The organism is Bradyrhizobium sp. BLXBL-03, from assembly GCF_051853015.1.
Lineage (GTDB): Bacteria > Pseudomonadota > Alphaproteobacteria > Rhizobiales > Xanthobacteraceae > Bradyrhizobium > Bradyrhizobium manausense.
Window position 1 is genome coordinate 2,680,325 of record NZ_CP182470.1, and the last position, 17,475, is coordinate 2,697,799.

Consider the following 17,475-nt stretch of genomic DNA (forward strand, 5'->3'; position numbering starts at 1 on the left):
GGCTGTCATGCCGGACAAGTGCGATTTTCAAGCCCCGGAATTGGGAGCCCTCAATGTCGCTCCCCGCAAGGCGCGCCCGATGCATGCGGACGAGCACTGGGGCAGCCAGCCCTGGTACGAAGCGCCGCGCGGCGATCCTGCCGTAGCGGAGGTCTACACTTATACCGACGCAATGTCTTACGACCCCGGCGACGAAGTCGTCTTTCGCTCTTCCGCAACGGCAAAGGCCTGGCGGCTGCAGATCTATCGCGACGATCTCGAACCCGAGATGGTGCATGAGATCGACGCGCTTGACGGCGTGTTCACGGCGACGCCGTCCGATGCCTATCGCAATGGCTGCAACTGGCCCGTCGCGCATCGCTGGACATTGCCGCCGGATCTGCGCTCGGGATTCTATCGCGTGGTCTCGTCGTGCGAACGAGCGAACGGGGCCCGCTTCGTCCAGCATCATTTCTTCGTCGTGCGCCCGACCGAGGCGACGCGGCGCGCGAAGATCCTGATGATCCTACCGACCGGCACCTGGACCGCGTACAATGATTTCGGCGGTGCCAATCATTATTTCGGGGTCGAAGGTCCTGACAGGGACGAGCCCTCGCCGGTGTTGTCGCTGCAGCGGCCGTGGACGCGCGGCGTGGTCTGGCTGCCATCAGGTGCGCCGCGCATCTGCGCCGATCCTGTACCCGAGATGGGTGACGCGCCGCGCTACCCGATGAAGGAGTGGGCTTTCGCCAACGGCTTTGGCCAGTATTACGCAGCCTCGGGCTGGGCCCAGTTCGACCGGCATTTCGTGCACTGGGCGCAGAAGGAAGGCTACGCCCTCGATATGATCACCCAGACCGATCTTCACTACCGGCCCGAACTGCTCGACGCCTATCCTTGCGTCACCATCATCGGCCATGACGAGTATTGGACGTGGGAGATGCGGGAGGCGATCGAGCGCTATGTGGAAGGCGGCGGGCGGCTCGCGCGCTTCGGCGCCAATTTCCTGTGGCAGATCCGGCTCGAAGAAGATGGCAAGCGCCAAGTCTGCTACAAGTTCAAGGCTATCCACAAGGACCCGGTCGTCGGCACGGACCGTGCGCGTCTGATGACGTCGGCCTGGGAAGACCGCAACGTCCGTTGGCCCGGCGCCTCGACGGTCGGCGTGAACGGCGCGCACGGCCTCTACGCATCCTGGGGCGGCTTCGCGCCGAGCGGCCAAAGAGGCTTTACCGTCTATCGCCCGGAGCATTGGGCCTTTGCCGGCACAGGGCTGCACTATGCCGATATCTTCGGCGACAAGCAGCACATCTTCGCCTACGAGGTCGACGGGCTGGACTACACGTTCCGCAACGGCCTTCCTTTTCCGGTCCCGGCCGAGGGGCAGCCCGAGACCATCCAGATCCTGGCGATGGCGCCGGCCGTCCTGGCCGAGGACGAGCCGCCAGGTGAGGGCTTCCGCTATTACGTGCGCAGTAGCGACCTCGAAGGCCTGGTGGAATGCATCACCGGCGAGGTCACGCCCGAGGGATTGGCCCGTTACAAATACGGCTCGGGCATGATGGTGCACATGACCCGCGGCAAAGGCGAGGTGCTGACGGCGGCGACCTGCGAATGGGTGATGGGGCTGAAGCGCGGCGACCCGTTCACGCAGCGGATCACCCGCAACATCCTCGATCAATTCACTGCGCCCCGTTCCGCGTGAGCGGTTGTCAGCGGCGCTTGGCTTTCGCGCGCGCTGCTTTGGATGGCGGTGCGGCGCGCGTTTGCGTCGCTTCAATCTCCACGTCCTCGTCAATGGCCGTCTCTGGAGTCATGAAGCGCGTGCCGCCATGCTTCTCCAGCAACCGGACGAGGTTCTGGCCGCCCTCCATCATGTCGGCCTGGATCGACTCGCGAACCTTGTCCGGCCGGCGCTGCCGCAGATTCTTGAGAACAGACAGATGCTGATGTTCGTTTGGATAGGTGGGGGGCGCGTGCGGGTAATGGAAATTCAACAAGGGTCCGTTGCGCATCCAGATATCGTCAAGGATGGCGAGCACTTCGGGAAGACCCGATCCATCATAGAGCCCGCGGTGGAATTGCCAGTTGGCGCGGACCGCGTCGGACCATCTGCGCTCCTTCTCTGCGCTGATCAGCTCGCGGTGAGTGGCCTCCATCTTGTCGATATCGGCTTCGGAGATGCGCGTGGTTGCGTGCTCGGCGGCAAGTCCTTCGAGAAACAGCCTAACGGTTCTGAGCTCGATATATTGCTTCGCCGTCATGTGGGCGACCATGATCGAGCGTCCCGCCTGCATCTCGAGCGCACGACCGCGCACGAGCTGCATCAGGGCTTCGCGGATCGGTGTCTCCGACACGTTCATGGTCGCGGCAAGGTCGCGAATCTTGAAGCGATGGCCCGGCCAGAACCGGCCTTCCATCAGCGCCTGACGCAGATTGTTGTAGACCAGGCTCGTCAGGCTGTCGCGAGCCACCGGGCCCACGCCGCCTTCACCATGTCTCTGGTCAACGTCAGCCATTCTCGGTCCCCGAAAGGTCTGGGCCGTTTCGGCAATCCGCGCCGATACGGAGTCGGAATCCGGACCCTAGCCTCGACAAGAGGGTCTACGGGTCTGGGCCGGTAAAGCAACAATTCCCTTGTCATCGACAACATAATATATGATATATCAAAATTAGAAGAGAGAGAAAGAGAAGGCATGCCGGAACTGATCAGGACAAGGGATGCTGCCCTGCGGGCGCGGGCCGAGAAGGTCGTGCCAGGCGGGATGTGGGGACATCTCCACGCGGCCAAGTTGCCGGAGACGTATCCGCAGTTCTTCAGCCGCGGCGAGGGCGGCGTGCTCTGGGATGTCGACGGTCACCGCTACGTGGACTTCATGTGCAGCTGGGGTCCCAACCTGCTCGGCCACCATCATCCCGAGGTGGAGGAAGCGGCCGAGCGTCAACGGCGCGACGGCGACTGCCTCAACGGTCCGGCCGAGATCATGGTCGAGCTGGCTGAACTCGTCGTCGACACGGTGGGCCATGCCGATTGGACCCAGTTTCAGAAGAACGGTACCGATGCGACGACGACATGCGTCACGATCGCAAGGGCTGCAACGGGTCGGCGAAAGATCCTCGTCGCCAAGAAGGCCTATCATGGTGCCGTGCCGTGGTGCTCACCGTCGCTTCTCGGCGTGACCGCGGAGGATCGCGCTCATCTCGGATATTTCACTTTCAACGACGTCGAGAGTCTCGAGGCGGCGGCTGACGCGGCGCGCGATGATCTTGCTGGAATTTTAATTTCGGCATTTCGCCATGATCTCGGGGTTGACCAGGAACTTCCAACCCTAGAGTTCGCGCGTGCGGCGCGTCGCATCTGTGACAGCAAGGGGGCGGCGCTTATCATAGACGAAGTTCGCGCCGGCTTCCGCCTCAATGCCGCGGGTAGCTGGGAAGGGCTTGGCGTTCGGCCCGATTTATCTGCCTGGAGCAAGGCGATCGCCAATGGTCATGCCCTGGCGGCTGTGACCGGTGCCGACTGGCTGCGTCGTGCTGCGTCCCAGGTCTTCGTCACGGGGTCATTCTGGGCCGGCGCCGTCGCCATGGCTGCTGCCGTCGCGACATTGAAGATCGTGCACAGGGACGATGTGCCGACCCGCCTTGCGCAGCTCGGGCAAACGCTGCGTGATGGCCTCGAGACGCGTTCCCGCCAGTTCGGTCTTTCGATCCGCCAATCGGGGCCGGTGCAAATGCCGACCCTTTTGTTTGAAGAGGACCCGGACTACCGGAAGGGTTCAGCCTTCTGCAGCGCGATGCTTGCTAGGGGCGTTTACTTCCATCCCAAGCACAACATGTTCCTCTGTGCCGCTCATACCGAGGCCGACATCGCCGCTGCTCTCCAGGCGGCAGAGCACGGCTTTGCAACTGTGGCGGCGCTTTGATTGTCACGTGGTGCAAAGACGAATGCCCCATGTTCGGTCGAATAAGCCCAGTGGTGCGACCAGTAAGCGGTTATGTTCTTTACCGTCGCTATCTCTCAATTAGGGTTTCCGAAATATTGGGTCTCGCTATCTAGCGGACCAGGGACTCGAACCCCGCAAAACTAGAGTCGCGGGATGGTCGGAGCCGATCATTCCTGGCGAGATGCTACGGCAACGTCGTGCCCTTCGGCACGCTGCGAAATGGTCATTTTGGTCCGCGAGATCGCTCTGGTTTGCCTCATGATGGCGCTGGGAGCGCCGCAGACGAAAGGCGATACGATCGCCATCAGCGCATTTTCAAGGATGTGAAATTCACCTCGCGCGGATCGTTTCGTTTGACAGCGCACACCTCCACCAAGAAATGTCGGAGCCGGCGGCGAGCAACATCAACAATGGCCGCCCCGCAGGATTACGGAGGAAGCGTCAGTGCTCGGCTTGATGCAGGATCGACCGTTACTGATCTCGAGTCTCATCGAGCATGCAGCGCATTACCATCCCAAGGCGGAGATCGTCAGCAAGACCTGCGAGGGGACGATCTATCGCAGCAACTATGCCGGGCTCCGCTCGCGCGCCGCAAAACTCGCAGGGGCGCTGATCAAACTTGGCATCGGGCCAGGCGATCGCGTTGCGACGCTCGCCTGGAACACCCATCGTCACATGGAGCTCTATTTCGCCGTATCCGGGATCGGCGCGGTGCTGCACACCGTCAATCCGCGCCTGTTTCCGGAGCAGATCGATTACATCATCAACCACGCCGAAAATCGGGTTCTGTTGTTCGATATCACCTTTGCGGATCTCGTTCACAAGCTGCGGCCGAATCTGACCACCGTCGAGCATCTGGTCGCGATGACGGACGGCGCGCATCTTCCGGCTCAGCCTCTCGGTTGTCTCTCTTACGAGACGTTGGTCGAGGCGGAAGACGATATTCTGGACTGGCCGGTGTTCGACGAGCGCACCGCATCATCGCTCTGCTACACATCCGGCACGACCGGCAACCCCAAGGGGGTGCTCTACAGTCACCGCTCGACCATCCTGCATTCCTTTGTCGCCTGCGCGAACGATGGTCTCAAGCTGTGCAGTAGCGACAGCGTTCTTCTCGTTGTGCCCTTGTTCCACGTGAATGCTTGGGGAATTCCCTATGCTGCTGCCATGTGTGGGGCCAAGGTCGTGCTGCCCGGTCCCGCTCTGGATGGCAAGAGCATCTTCGAGCTGGCGGCGCAGGAAGGCTGTAACTTCTCGCTCGGCGTGCCGACCGTCTGGCTCGGCCTCTTCAAGTACATCGAGGAAAATCCCGCGCTCGATCTCTCCGCGATCAAGCTCGATCGCGTGGTCGTCGGGGGATCCGCCGCGCCGCGCAGCATCATCGAGAAGTTCCGCAGCATCTTCGGTACATTCGTCATCCACGCCTGGGGAATGAGCGAGACCAGCCCGCTCGGCTCGATCGGCAATCTGCTGCCGGTTCATCGCGATCTGCCTGTCACCGAGCAGGTATCGGTTCAGTGCAAGCAGGGGCGCGCGATCTATGGCGTCGAGCTCAGGATCGTCGACGAAGACGGAACACCGCTTCCGCATGACGGCGCAAGCGCCGGAAACCTGATGGTGCGCGGCCCATGGGTTGCCGCGGGCTACTTCAAGGGGGAGGGCGGCGCAGTGTTGGATGCCGAAGGCTGGTTCGCGACTGGCGATGTCGCGACGATCGATCCCGACGGCTACATCCAGATCACCGATCGCTCGAAGGACGTGATCAAGTCCGGCGGCGAATGGATCTCCTCGATCGATCTCGAGAATGTCGCGGTTGCCCATCCGGCCGTACAGGAGGCAGCGGTCATCGGTCTGCCGCACCCGAAGTGGCAGGAGCGGCCGCTCCTGGTCGTGGTCCGAAAGCCAGACACCGATCCCGCGCGCGCGGACATCCTGGACTACATGTCCGTCCGCGTCGCCAAATGGTGGTTGCCCGACGACGTCGTCTTCGTGAACGAGTTGCCCCACACCGCAACCGGAAAGCTGCAAAAGACCAAGCTGCGCGAACTGTTCAAGGATCATGCGTTGCCGAACTGAGCCCGGCGCACCGCTGTGCGCCCGCTGAAAAAGGTGCCACAGAAAAGCAGAGACCATGCCCAAACTGATGCTCGACGATCCCGATGGTACACTCGTGATGCTTAGCGACAGCGTCACCGGCTTTGCCGGCCGCTTTCCGGGAGCAAAGGCAATGCGCGAGAGGCGCGGACGCGGCGGCACCATGGACCCGCTGATCTGGTCTGCGATGGCTGAAGCGGGCTGGATCGGATTGTTGCTGCCGCAGGAATGCGGTGGCGCGGGCCTCGGGCTGCGCGAGCAGACCGTGCTTAGTGAGGCGCTGGGGCGAGCGTTGATCGCCGAGCCGACCGGTGCAGCCTCCGTCTTCGCTGCGACGCTGGTCGGTGGAGCTTCGCCGGGTGCGGAGCGCAGCCGTCTTGCGGCTGGAATGACCAGCGGCGAGATCATTGCCGTACCGGCATGGACGTCCGGTGCGAAGCCGATGACCGCACGCAGCGTCAATGGCAGCATCTTGCTGTCGGGCGAGATGCGCTTCGTCGATGCCGCGCGTGCAGCAACGGACTTCCTTGTGGTCGCCCGGAGCGCCGACGGCGTCATACTCCTCAGCGTCGCTGCCGATGCGCCAGGTTTGGCGATTTCGGAACGGGCCGGAGTTGACGGCGGTGCGCTTGCGACCATCTCGTTCTTCGATTGTGCGGTGCCGGCGGATCGCGTGCTGTCGCGCGCGAACCGCTGCGAGGATCTGCTCCGGCGGGCCATCCGGCATACGCGTCTGGCACTCGCCGCCGAGCTGACCGGAGTGGCGTCGAAAGCGCTAGAGCTCACCATTGCCTACACGAGCGACCGCGTGCAGTTCGGCAAGCCGATCGCCAGCTTCCAGGCCATTCAGCATCGGCTTGTCGACATGTGGATCGAGGCGGATTTTGCGGCTGCCGCCGTGGTCAACGCGGTCGATGCATTACAAGCAAAGGATGACGATGCGGCGGAGCTCGCGGTGCTGGCGGCCAAGGCGCGCGCTGGCGAAGCCGCATTTTCGATCTGCCGGCGCGCGGTGCACCTTCATGGTGCCATGGGTTACACCGACGAATGCGATATCGGGCTCTATCTGAAACGCGCCATCAATCTCAATGCCATGCTGGGCCAACCTGAACAGCTGCGCCTGGAATTTGTCGAACGCGAAAGCGGCTATGGCCGCGGGAGGACTTAATGGACAACAATCTGATCAAGACCGAGATCAAGGATCACATCGCGATTGTAACGATGGATGCGCCACCGGTGAACGCACAATCCAAGGAGTTCGTCGAGGAGTTCATCGCGGTCTTCGACGAACTGAACGAGACCCCGTCGGTGCGGGTGATCGTGTTGACCGGCGCCGGAAAGACCTTTTCGGCGGGAGCCGACATCAAATCGCGCGGCAAGGTCGGCGCGGTGCCGGGCGACACCTATCGGCATCTGCGGCGCGCTCGCGAGGTAGGCTTCTGCATCATCGAATCCAACAAGCCGGTGATCGCGGCGGTGAATGGCCCGGCGCTGGGAGCCGGCCTCGGCCTCGCGCTTTGCTCGGACATCATCCTGGCGTCCGAGAATGCGGTCTTCGGCCTGCCGGAGATCGATGTCGGGCTGATGGGTGGGGTGCGGCATACGATGCGGATCATCCCGCATACGCTGGCGCGCCGCATGGTGTTGACCGGTTACCGGGTGCCTGCGGCCGAGCTCTATCGCCGTGGCATCATCGAGGACTGCCTGCCCCGGGAAGAGCTGATGCCGTCAGCCATGAGGATGGCGGCCGAGATCGCCAAGAAGAGCCCGATGGCGCTGAAGCTTGCCAAGCGCGCGATCAATACGGTCGAAACGATGGGCCTGAAGGACGGCTATCGTTTCGAGCAGAACCTCACGGTGGAGATGACGCAGCACGAGGATTCCAAGGAAGCGATGCGGGCTTTCATGGAGAAGCGCACGCCCGTTTTCAAGGACGTGCTTTGATGGCGCCCGACTGGAACGAGGTTCCCGACGAGGAGTTCAGGTCGGTCTTTCGTACGTGGGTCGACCAGAACTGCCCCGCCCATCTCCGGTACATGCGCAAGCAGCGTCCACTCTTCAACGAAGTCGCCGAATGGTACCATGCGCTGGCCGCCAAGGGGTGGCTGGCGCCCACCTGGCCCCGGCAATATGGCGGCATGGGCCTCTCGGCGGCCAAGCACATGATCTATGTCGAGGAATGGGGACGTCTCGGCTGTCCACGCATTCCGGATCATGGTATCGGCCTGGTCGGTCCGCTCCTGATTCAGTACGGCACTGAGGAACAGAAGGCTCACTACCTGCCTTGCATCCTGTCCGGCGAGTACGTCTGGTGTCAGGGTTATTCCGAACCCAATGCAGGATCTGATCTCGCGAGCCTCAGGACATCCGCTGAGCTGGATGGCGACGTGTTCGTGGTGAACGGACAGAAGATCTGGACCACGCTCGCCCATTGCGCCAACTGGATCTTCGTCCTCGTCCGTACCGAGCGCGACGCCAAGGTACGCCAGAAGGGTATCACCGTTCTTTTGCTCGATTTGACCTCGCCCGGCGTTCGTGTCCGGCCGATCGAAAATCTGCGCGGCGAGACAGATTTCTGCGAGGTCTTCTTCGATAACGTGCGTGTGCCGCTGAAGAACCTGGTTGGCAAGATCCACGAGGGTTGGACCGTCGCGAAGTCGGTGCTCGGCCACGAACGTATCTTTCTCGGCGCGCCGACGCGGCCGGAATATGCGCTCGAACGTCTGCGGCGGCTTGCAGAAGCACGTGGCGCGTTCGAGGATCCCGCGTTTCTGTCTCGTTTCGCGCGGTTGCGGCTAGACCTCTACGATCTCGGATCAGCCTTCGAGCGCTATGCGAAAGTCCTGCGTGCGGGCGGAGAACTTGGCGCCGATGTCTCCGCTCTCAAGATATTCACGACGGAGCTTTATCAGCGGATCACGGAGGAAATGCTAACTGTCGCAGGCGAAGAGGCGAGATTTGCCGACGATCTCGGCGCCGGAGACGTCGACATCGATGCGATGAATCTCTTTCTCGACTCCCGCGCGCCCGCGATCTTCGGCGGCTCCAACGAGATTCAGCGCAATATCCTGGCCAAGGCAGTGCTCCAACTTCCCGGTTGATTGCCGCGTCAGAAATCGATGTCGACCGGCTGCTCGAGGTCGTTGTCCTTCTTGACCGACTTCGCCGCGCGCTGAAGGACGGCGAGGTAACGATCAAAGTTCTGCCGGATACGCTCGGCGGCGCCGCCGAGGCCGAGTACGACCGGCTGGTTTTGGATCGTCACGGGCAGCAGCACGCAGATGGTCCCGCCACCGAGAATGGGAATGTTTTCGGCCGAGCACCATCCTTTGCCGCGGATCTTCCGAATGCGGTCCATCATGTCCGACAGCTTCACGCGATCCGATGCGTTGGGGGTGGCGATATTCGCACGGCGAATGATGTTGTCGGCCTTCTCGTCCGACATCGTCGACATCAGGAGCCAGCCAAGCGCCGACTGAGTCAATGGGCGCAGTGTCCCCTCATCCACATGGAAGCGGAGCGGGTGGATTGATTGGACGATCTTGACGTATTGCAGATAGACGTCGTTCGTCGTGCCGATCGAGACTGTTTCGCCGGTCGCCGCATGGACGTCGTGCATGGCCTCGAGCGTGCGGCTGTCGCCGAAGAGAGTACGCGGAATCCAGTCGCCGAGCGACGTCACCTTGGGTGTTGGAAAATAGACGCGCATTCGCCGGTCGTAATTCAGGTAGCCCATGGTGACGAGGGTCTTGAGCAGGACCGTCGTGCTTGACGGCGGATAGCCGAGCGCGAGCCCGATCTCCGACATGGCGCGCGGCTGGCGGACGTTCATGAAGAACTGAAGGATCTCGAGCGCGCGAAGCGCTGACTTAACGGTGGATGTCCCGCCCGGTACCGCTGCGGACGTCGTTGCTGCCGCTTGCATCACTGGGTCCTCATCGTCGCTGCAAAATTCACGGATATGAAAGTCAGCTTCGCATATGAATTATGTTTGGTTTGCTCCAACAGCGCATGACATGCTGCCCGCAGTCAAGTCCAACGGCGCGATACGACGCCGCGGGCGCTGAGCTGGAGGACGTCATTGGGAAGCGGCAGGCTACAGGGGCGCGTGGCGCTCGTCACCGGCGCAGGGCGCGGCATCGGCCGCGCCATCGCAGAAGCCTTTGCGCATGAAGGCGCCGCAGTCGGGGTGCTCGATCTCAAGGCGGAAGTCGCAGATGTTGCGGCGCACTCTATCGTCTCGGAGGGTGGCAAGGCCGTAGCGATCGTCGGCAATGCGGGATCGCGGGCCGACGTTTTTGCGGCAGTCGATCGTCTCCTCAGGACCGTTGGTCCGCCGACAATCCTGGTCAACAACGCGATGTGGAATCGCTACGGGCCGCTGGAGCAGCAAACCGAAGAGATGATCGGCCGGATGATCGATGTCGGCCTGAAGGGTGTGATCTGGGGTTACCAGGCTGTGCTCGAGCCAATGACTGCGGCCGGGGGCGGAGCCATCGTGAATATTGGATCGCCATCGGCCGTGCTCGCGATGGCGAATGGCGTGATGTACAGCGCAGTGAAGGCCGCGGTGGCGGGCGCGACGCGATCCGCCGCGGCCGAGTTCGGGCCGCGCCGGATTCGTGTCAACGCGATCGCGCCCGGGCCGACGCCGACGGACGGCGCCAATCTTGTCGTCAGCGAAGAAGCCTGGGAGCGGCGCCGCGCACGCGTGCCGATCGGCCGTCTGGGCGAGCCGCGCGACGTGGCGAACGCAGCCGTGTTTCTTGCCAGCGATGAGGCGAGCTTCATCACCGGCGACATGCTGTTTGTCGACGGAGGAATTACCTACGCGTTCTCTTGAGTGCGCATCAATCGTTCATTGGCGGCCCACCACAACAAAAAGAGCCGCGGACCGTAAGGAGGAGCATATGAGACTCTCGGTTAGCTATGTCGCCGCTGTGGCGATCTTGTTGAGCGCAATTTCGTGCCCTGCAACGCCGGTCCGCGCGCAGGGGATTTCCGGGGACGTCATCAAGATCGGCATCATGAACGACCAGGCCGGTCCTTATTCGGATAATTGCGGGCCGGGTTCGGTCGTCGCCGCACGTCTCGCGATCAGCGACTTTGGCGGCGCCATCAACGGCAAGAAGATCGAGCTCGTTGTGGCCGACGATCAGAACAAGCCGGATATAGGGATGGCCATTGCCTTGCGCTGGCTGGACAACGAGAGGGTGGACGCGATTGTCGGCTGTTCGGCGTCCTCGATCGCGCTGGGCGTGCAGGACATCATGAAGAACCGGAAGAAGCCGTATCTCCTGGCGGGAACCGCGGCCTCAATGTTCACGAACGAAAAATGCTCACCGATGACGACGCAATGGACGATGGACACCTATGCGTTGCCCAAGGCGACGGTGAAATCGCTGCTCGCACGAGGGCTCGACACCTGGTTCTTCGTCACCGTCGACTATTCGTTCGGCAAGGCCTGGCAGGCCGATACGACGAACTTCATCAAGGCCGATGGCGGCAAGGTCGTCGGCTCCGTGCTTCACCCGCTCAATTCCTCGGATTTCTCCTCGTTCCTGCTGACGGCACAGGCGAGTGATGCAAAGGTCATTGCGCTCGCCAATTCGGGATCGGACTTCGCCAATGCCATGAAGCAGGCACAGGAATTCGGGTTGACGCAGAAGCAGCAGCTTGCCCCGCTGGGTCTGTTGCTCAATCAGACGCATAGTATCGGCCTGCAGGCGCTGCAGAACGTGCGCCTGACGACGCCCTTCTACTGGGACATGACGGACGAGACGCGCGCCTTTGCGAAGCGATTTCAGGCGGAATTCAAAGACCGCGTCCCGAACGAGGCGCAAGCGAGCACCTACAGCGCGATCACGCACTATCTCAAGGCGGTCGCCGCGACGCAGACCGACGACGGCGAAGCGGTGGTGCGGCAGATGAAGACGACGCCCATCAACGATTTCGAGATGAAGAATGTCAGCATCCGTGCCGACGGCCAGGTGATGCGGCCGCTCTATGCCGCGCGCATCAAGGCGCCGGCGGAGTCGAAATATCCTTATGACTACTACGAGATCACGTCGACCATTCCGGCCGAGGACGCCTGGCGCCCAGCCTCGGAGAGCACCTGCGATCTGCTCAAGACCCAGTGAACCAAGAGAGTATAAGCGGGACTGCTTGATGGCGCTGCAAGTGAGCCGGATATCGGCGACAGCTGCCCAGTTGGGTGAAAGCCCGCTCTGGGATGCCGAGCGGCAACGGCTGTATTGGGTCGATGGCGTCGCGCGTCGCGTGCATGCCTATGAGCCAGCGAGGGGTGACACGCGGCATTGGGATGTCCCGTCCATGATCGGCTCTGTCGCGCTTGTCCAAGGCGATGCGCTGGTCGTCGCGCTCGTGGACGGCATTTACCAGCTCGATCTCGGCTCCGGCTCACTGACATCGCTGTTCTTGCCCGAGCCTCGCGATATCCGCGTGCGCTTCAATGACGGCAAGGTGGATCGTTGGGGACGGTTTCTCTGCGGCACCATGGGCGTATATGCGGAGCCGTTGGGGCAGCTCTTTCGCATTGACGCTGCCGGTGCGCATACGGTGCTTGCCGATGGCATTCGCATTTCGAATGCGCTTTGCTTCAGCCCCGACGGCCGCACGATGTATTTTGCCGACAGTCTCGACCGCGCAATCCGCGCCTATCGCTATGGGCCCGGTGATAAGCCCGATCGAGAACCCCGGATAGTCATCGACACCGCGCCATATCATTCCGGGCCGGACGGCGCGACCGTCGATTGCGACGGCTGCCTTTGGGTCGCGCTGGTGCAGGTGGGCAAAATCGCGCGGTTTACTCCGGAAGGTACGCTTGATCGTCTGATCGACGCGCCGACCGACTTGCCCTCATCGGTCGCTTTCGGCGGTCCGGATCTATCGACGCTCTATGTCACCTCGATCAAGGATTCAGGATCGGGACGCGCGGTTTCGCGGCACCCGGACGGCGGCTTTCTGTTCGCGATCGAGGGTCTCGGCGTTACCGGTCTGCCGGAAGCGCAATTCCGGGTTCAGCCGAACTCTTTCCCAACCAGGACCACGTCTTGATGCGTCAGCAACCAGCCTCGCTCGATCCGCTCTTCAAGCCGCGGTCCGTTGCCCTGATCGGTGCCTCGGACGATGTCGCGCGCATCGGTGGACGCCCGTTGAGGTACTTGCGCGAGGGCGGCTTCAAGGGCGCCGTCTACCCGGTCAACCCGAAGCGGGATACCGTCCAGGGCATCGGGTCCTACAGCTCCGTCGCGGCGCTGCCGGAGGTGCCTGATGTCGCCATCCTCGCGGTGCCGGCGCAAGGCACGGTCCAGGCGCTGAGGGACTGCGCGGATCGCGGCGTCAACGCAGCCGTGGTGTTTTCAGCGGGTTTTGCCGAGGCAAGCGAGCAGGGGCGTCTTGCGCAGGATGAGATCGCCGGCATCGCTCGCCAGAGCGGCATGCGTGTTCTCGGCCCGAACTGCCTCGGATTGTTCAACGCCGGCATCGGCTATTACGGGACATTCTCGGCGATCCTCGACGCCGCGTTCGTCGAGCCCGGTCCGGTCGCGGTCGTGTCGCAGAGCGGGGCCTACGGCTCGCATATCGCCCACTTGGCGCGCCAGCGCGGCCTTGGCATCGGGCAGTGGATCACGACGGGAAATGAGTGCGACATCGATGTCGCCGAAGCGCTGCGCTGGGTCATTGATCAGGCGGATGTCAAGGTCGTGATGGCCTATGCGGAAGGCATTCGCGATCGCGACACATTCGTCGAGGCGCTGGAGGTCGCGCGCGCGCGGGAAAAGGCCATCGTCTTCCTGAAGGTCGGCCGCTCCGATGTCGGTGCGCAGGCTGTGAGTTCGCACACAGCGGCGCTGGCGGGATCGGACGCCGTGTTCGACGCGGTGCTGCGGCAGTATGGCGCCTATCGGGCGCGGACCACCGCCGAGCACCTCGACGTGGCCTATGCCTGCGCGCGCGGGCTTTATCCCGCGGGCAACAGGTTCGGCATCTTCACGCTGTCAGGCGGCTTCGGCATTCAGATGGCCGATGACGCTTCGGCGTGCGGGCTCGACGTCGCACCGATGCCTGAGGCGGCGCAGGAGGAATTGAAGGCGATGCTTCCTTACGCATCGCCCCGCAATCCCGTGGATGCGACGGCGCAGGCGCTTACCGACCTGCCGCTGATGACGAGCTATATCGCCGCGATGCTCGAGAAGGGCGGCTATCACCTCTTCGCCGGCATTTTCGGCAGCGGACCGGCCAGCCCCACCTTCTCGGCCAAGCTGCGCCAGACGCTGCGGACCGCAACAGCCGGACATGAAGGCCGGGTCCTGGCGCTGTCCATGTCGGCGCCGGCGGAGATCGTTCGCGCCTACGAGAACGACGGTTTCCTGGTCTTCGAGGATGGCTCGGCGCTGGTGAACGCGCTGGCGGCACTGGTCTGGTTTCGCCGCAGCTTCGATGCGGCAAAAGCGACGCGCCCGGCCTCGCCGGCCGCGATGCGCATCGCGCCACCGGACGGCGCGCTCAGCGAGCACGAGGCGAAATCGCTGTTGCGCGCGGCGGCCGGCATTGCGTTTCCGAAGGAAGCGCTGGTGCGGCCCGACGAGGACGCCGGCGCCGCCGCGGCGGCGATCGGCTTTCCGGCGGTGGTCAAGATCTGCTCCCCTGACATCGCGCACAAGACCGAGATCGGCGGCGTCATCGTCGGAGTGCGGAATGAGGCGGAGGCCCGCGATGCCGCGCGAACCATTCTGGCCCGCGCGCGCGACCAGCGGCCGGCTGCGCGGATTGACGGCGTCATCGCCTCACCGATGATCAAGGGCGGCGTGGAGACCATTGCCGGTGTGGTGCGCGATCCGACCTTTGGTCCTGTGGTCATGTTCGGGCTCGGCGGCGTTTTCGTCGAGGTGCTCAAGGATGTGACGTTCCGCGCAGCGCCATTCGACGTTGCCGAGGCGCAGCGAATGATCCACGAGATCCGTGGGTTTGCGCTGCTGGAGGGCGTTCGCGGTGCGCCGCCCACCGATATCGAGGCACTGGCGGAGATGCTGTCGCGGCTGTCGCAATTCGCTGCCGACAATGCCGAACTGATCGAGAGCATCGATCTCAACCCGGTTCTGGCGATGCCGCGCGGCGAGGGCGTCATGCCGCTCGATGCGCTGCTGGTCCCGTGCAGATCCGGGTCTTGAGCATGGCGAATCTGGCTGGGGGAAGAGATATGACGATCGATACAGCGAAGCTCACCGAACTCCTGGACCGCGAGGCGATCCGCGATTGCATCTATCGCTATTGCCGCGGAGTCGACCGGGCCGATGAGGCCACGCTGCGCGGCACCTATTGGCCCGACGCCACCGATCAGCATGGCATCTATTCCGGGCCGGTGGAGGGCTTCTTCCTTTGGGCCCGCGAGATCTTCAAGAGCGGCGCGCGCAACGTCCATCAGGTCGGCAACCTTCTGATCGAATTCGTCGGCCCGACGCGAGCCGTGGTTGAGACCTACTTCCTCGCCATGCAGCGCGCTCACGGCAAGGACGGCGTCGTACGGCAGTACGTGATGGCCGGGCGCTACTGCGACCTGTTCGAGAAGCGCGGCGGGGAATGGCGGGTCGCGCGGCGCATCGTGACGTTTGACTGGGTGGAAGAGCAGGCCGTGCCGACCGAGGGCGAGGAGGTGCGTTTTGGCCCGCGGACGCCGATCGGAACGCGGCACCCCGAGGATCCCATCTATGAAGTTCTGGCCGATGCGCGCGCTCTGCGCATGTAGGTAAACGCATCGAAGGAAGTGGGCGATGCAAAAGGCAAGGCGCGTTGTCATCATCACCGGAGCGGCCGGTGGCGTCGGCCGGGCGCTGCTCGAGGCCTTCCATCGGGACGGTGATGTCATTGCGGCCGTCGATCTGCCTGGCACCGACGTCGGCGATATCACGGTTGCGCTCGGCGGCGAGCATGCGGCGTTCTATTGCGACGTGGCTTCTGAAGACGAGGTTGTGGAGCTCGTCGCCGCGATCGAGCGGCGGTTTGGACGGATTGACGTTCTCGTCAACAACGCCGCGCTCGGGCCGACCATGGCGGCGACGACAGACACGGACGTCGCCTCGTTTCGCAAGGCGTTGAGCGTCAACCTGCGCGGCCCCTTCGTGCTGGCGCGCGAGGCGGCGAGGCGCATGACTGGGCACGGCGGGGTGATCGTGAACATCGCGTCGCTGGCCGGCGTCCTCGGTAATCCCAAGCGCAACGCCTATGCGGCGTCCAAGGCGGGGTTGATTTCGGCGACGCGGTCGCTCGCTTGCGAATGGGCAAAACATGGCATTCGCGTCGTGGCGGTGGCGCCGGGCTATGTCCGCACGCCCATGGTTGCGGAGTTGGAGCGCTCCGGCAAGGCGAACCTCGAGCTGGTCCGGCGGCGCGTTCCACTGGGGCGCATGGGACGCCCGGACGAGATCGCCGCAGCGGCGCGCTTCCTCGCTTCGCCGGACGCAGGGTATGTCACGGGCGCAGTCCTTGCCGTCGACGGCGGCTGGCAATCCTTCAATCAGCCCGGCGACGCGCATCCTCCGGTCATGGGGGCGCCGGACGCCGAACTGAAAAAGCCCGGGCCGGCGCTGAAGGAGCGTATCGTGGTGGTGACCGGCGGCGCCAACGGCATCGGGGCGGCGATCGTCCAACGATTTGCGTCCGCCGGCGATACCGTGGTCGTCGCCGACAAGGATGGCGATCGCGCTGCCGAGCTCGTGCGCGCGCTCGGCGCGAAACACATGGCCTTCGTCTTGGACGTCTCCTCCGAACAAGAGGTGCTGGCGGTGTTTGCCACGATCCGGCAGCGCTTCGGTCGCGTCGACGTGCTGGTCAACGATGCCGGGGTGGCCGGCGGTTTCGTGCCGGCGCTCGCGCAGTCCGCGGCGGAGCTCGACAAGGTCTTGGAGGTCAATCTCGTGGGCGCCTTTCTCTGCGCGCGAGAGGCAATCAAGCTGACGGGGAGCGGCGGCGTTATTCTCAATCTCGGATCGATCAACACATTCCTGCCTTTCGCGCCGCGCCACGCCTACGGCGCATCGAAGGCCGCCATCGACATTCTGACGCGGTGCATGGCGGCTGAGCTCGGCCCTGCCGGCGTGCGCACCGCCACCATTGCGCCAGGCTATGTCCGCACGCCGGGCGCGGCTGCGCTTCAGGAATCGGGGCGCATCGACAGCGCGCGGATCCGCCGCCGCGTTCCGCTCGGCCGCTTCGGCGAGCCGGCGGAGATCGCAAACGCGGCTTATTTCCTGGCCTCGCCGGAAGCGTCCTACATCAACGGCTCGATCCTCTATGTCGACGGCGGCTGGACCTCGTTCGGCGATGCCGGCGATGCGAGCACCGCGAGCGATTGAAGACGGCGGAGCAGGCCCGGGTCTTTCATGGATGTGAAACTCACCCTGCGTGGCCTCAAAGCCGTGGTGGCGCCGCAGAACTC

General features: G+C 63.5%; 13 protein-coding genes and 1 pseudogene. 12 read left to right on the forward strand and 2 right to left on the reverse strand.

Going from position 1 to position 17,475, the window contains the following annotated elements:
* Nucleotides 1-7 precede the first annotated feature (7 nt).
* Complete coding sequence (locus ACNJX9_RS12735) at nucleotides 8-1,684, forward strand: N,N-dimethylformamidase beta subunit family domain-containing protein (RefSeq protein ID WP_439409088.1); 1,677 nt, start codon at nucleotides 8-10, stop codon at nucleotides 1,682-1,684.
* A 109-nt stretch (nucleotides 1,685-1,793) separates the two neighbouring features.
* Here ACNJX9_RS12735 and ACNJX9_RS12740 read toward each other — a convergent pair.
* Nucleotides 1,794-2,498, reverse strand: a pseudogene (locus ACNJX9_RS12740) (GntR family transcriptional regulator); the annotation flags it as partial.
* A 177-nt stretch (nucleotides 2,499-2,675) separates the two neighbouring features.
* Between ACNJX9_RS12740 and ACNJX9_RS12745 the strand changes: the two are divergent.
* From ACNJX9_RS12745 to ACNJX9_RS12765, 5 genes are all read left to right on the forward strand, one after another.
* On the forward strand, nucleotides 2,676-3,902 hold the full coding sequence (locus ACNJX9_RS12745; RefSeq protein ID WP_439409089.1) for an aminotransferase class III-fold pyridoxal phosphate-dependent enzyme: 1,227 nt from the start codon (nucleotides 2,676-2,678) through the stop codon (nucleotides 3,900-3,902).
* Between the two features lie 465 nt (nucleotides 3,903-4,367).
* Nucleotides 4,368-5,999 (forward strand): 3-(methylthio)propionyl-CoA ligase, encoded by a 1,632-nt coding sequence (locus ACNJX9_RS12750; protein ID WP_439409090.1) that lies wholly within the window; start codon nucleotides 4,368-4,370, stop codon nucleotides 5,997-5,999.
* A 55-nt stretch (nucleotides 6,000-6,054) separates the two neighbouring features.
* On the forward strand, nucleotides 6,055-7,185 hold the full coding sequence (locus ACNJX9_RS12755; protein WP_439409091.1) for an acyl-CoA dehydrogenase family protein: 1,131 nt from the start codon (nucleotides 6,055-6,057) through the stop codon (nucleotides 7,183-7,185).
* A complete protein-coding gene (locus tag ACNJX9_RS12760) occupies nucleotides 7,185-7,961 on the forward strand; it encodes an enoyl-CoA hydratase/isomerase family protein (RefSeq protein WP_057751258.1) in 777 nt (258 codons plus the stop codon). Before ACNJX9_RS12755 ends, ACNJX9_RS12760 begins: the two co-directional genes overlap by 1 nt.
* Nucleotides 7,961-9,118 (forward strand): acyl-CoA dehydrogenase family protein, encoded by a 1,158-nt coding sequence (locus ACNJX9_RS12765; protein ID WP_439409092.1) that lies wholly within the window; start codon nucleotides 7,961-7,963, stop codon nucleotides 9,116-9,118. Before ACNJX9_RS12760 ends, ACNJX9_RS12765 begins: the two co-directional genes overlap by 1 nt.
* Before the next feature lie 8 nt (nucleotides 9,119-9,126).
* Here ACNJX9_RS12765 and ACNJX9_RS12770 read toward each other — a convergent pair whose 3' ends face one another.
* Nucleotides 9,127-9,942, reverse strand: a complete 816-nt coding sequence (locus ACNJX9_RS12770; RefSeq protein WP_439409093.1) for an IclR family transcriptional regulator — start codon at nucleotides 9,940-9,942, stop codon at nucleotides 9,127-9,129.
* Between the two features lie 156 nt (nucleotides 9,943-10,098).
* Between ACNJX9_RS12770 and ACNJX9_RS12775 the strand changes: the two genes are divergently transcribed.
* The 6 genes from ACNJX9_RS12775 (at nucleotide 10,099) to ACNJX9_RS12800 (ending at nucleotide 17,392) form a co-directional block, all read left to right on the forward strand.
* Nucleotides 10,099-10,860, forward strand: a complete 762-nt coding sequence (locus ACNJX9_RS12775) for an SDR family NAD(P)-dependent oxidoreductase (RefSeq protein ID WP_439409094.1) — start codon at nucleotides 10,099-10,101, stop codon at nucleotides 10,858-10,860.
* Between the two features lie 67 nt (nucleotides 10,861-10,927).
* Nucleotides 10,928-12,157 (forward strand): ABC transporter substrate-binding protein, encoded by a 1,230-nt coding sequence (locus ACNJX9_RS12780; protein WP_439409095.1) that lies wholly within the window; start codon nucleotides 10,928-10,930, stop codon nucleotides 12,155-12,157.
* A 28-nt stretch (nucleotides 12,158-12,185) separates the two neighbouring features.
* Entirely contained in the window at nucleotides 12,186-13,094 is a 909-nt protein-coding gene (locus tag ACNJX9_RS12785; protein WP_439409096.1) for an SMP-30/gluconolactonase/LRE family protein, read from the forward strand.
* Entirely contained in the window at nucleotides 13,094-15,211 is a 2,118-nt protein-coding gene (locus tag ACNJX9_RS12790; RefSeq protein ID WP_439409097.1) for an acetate--CoA ligase family protein, read from the forward strand. The genes ACNJX9_RS12785 and ACNJX9_RS12790 overlap by 1 nt, the downstream gene beginning before the upstream one ends.
* 35 nt (nucleotides 15,212-15,246) lie before the next feature.
* The gene (locus tag ACNJX9_RS12795) at nucleotides 15,247-15,786 is read left to right on the forward strand and encodes a nuclear transport factor 2 family protein (RefSeq protein WP_439410049.1); all 540 of its coding nucleotides are present in this window, start codon (nucleotides 15,247-15,249) and stop codon (nucleotides 15,784-15,786) included.
* Nucleotides 15,787-15,811: 25 nt separating this feature from the next.
* The gene (locus ACNJX9_RS12800; protein WP_439409098.1) at nucleotides 15,812-17,392 is read left to right on the forward strand and encodes a glucose 1-dehydrogenase; all 1,581 of its coding nucleotides are present in this window, start codon (nucleotides 15,812-15,814) and stop codon (nucleotides 17,390-17,392) included.
* The last annotated feature ends 83 nt before the right edge of the window (nucleotides 17,393-17,475 follow it).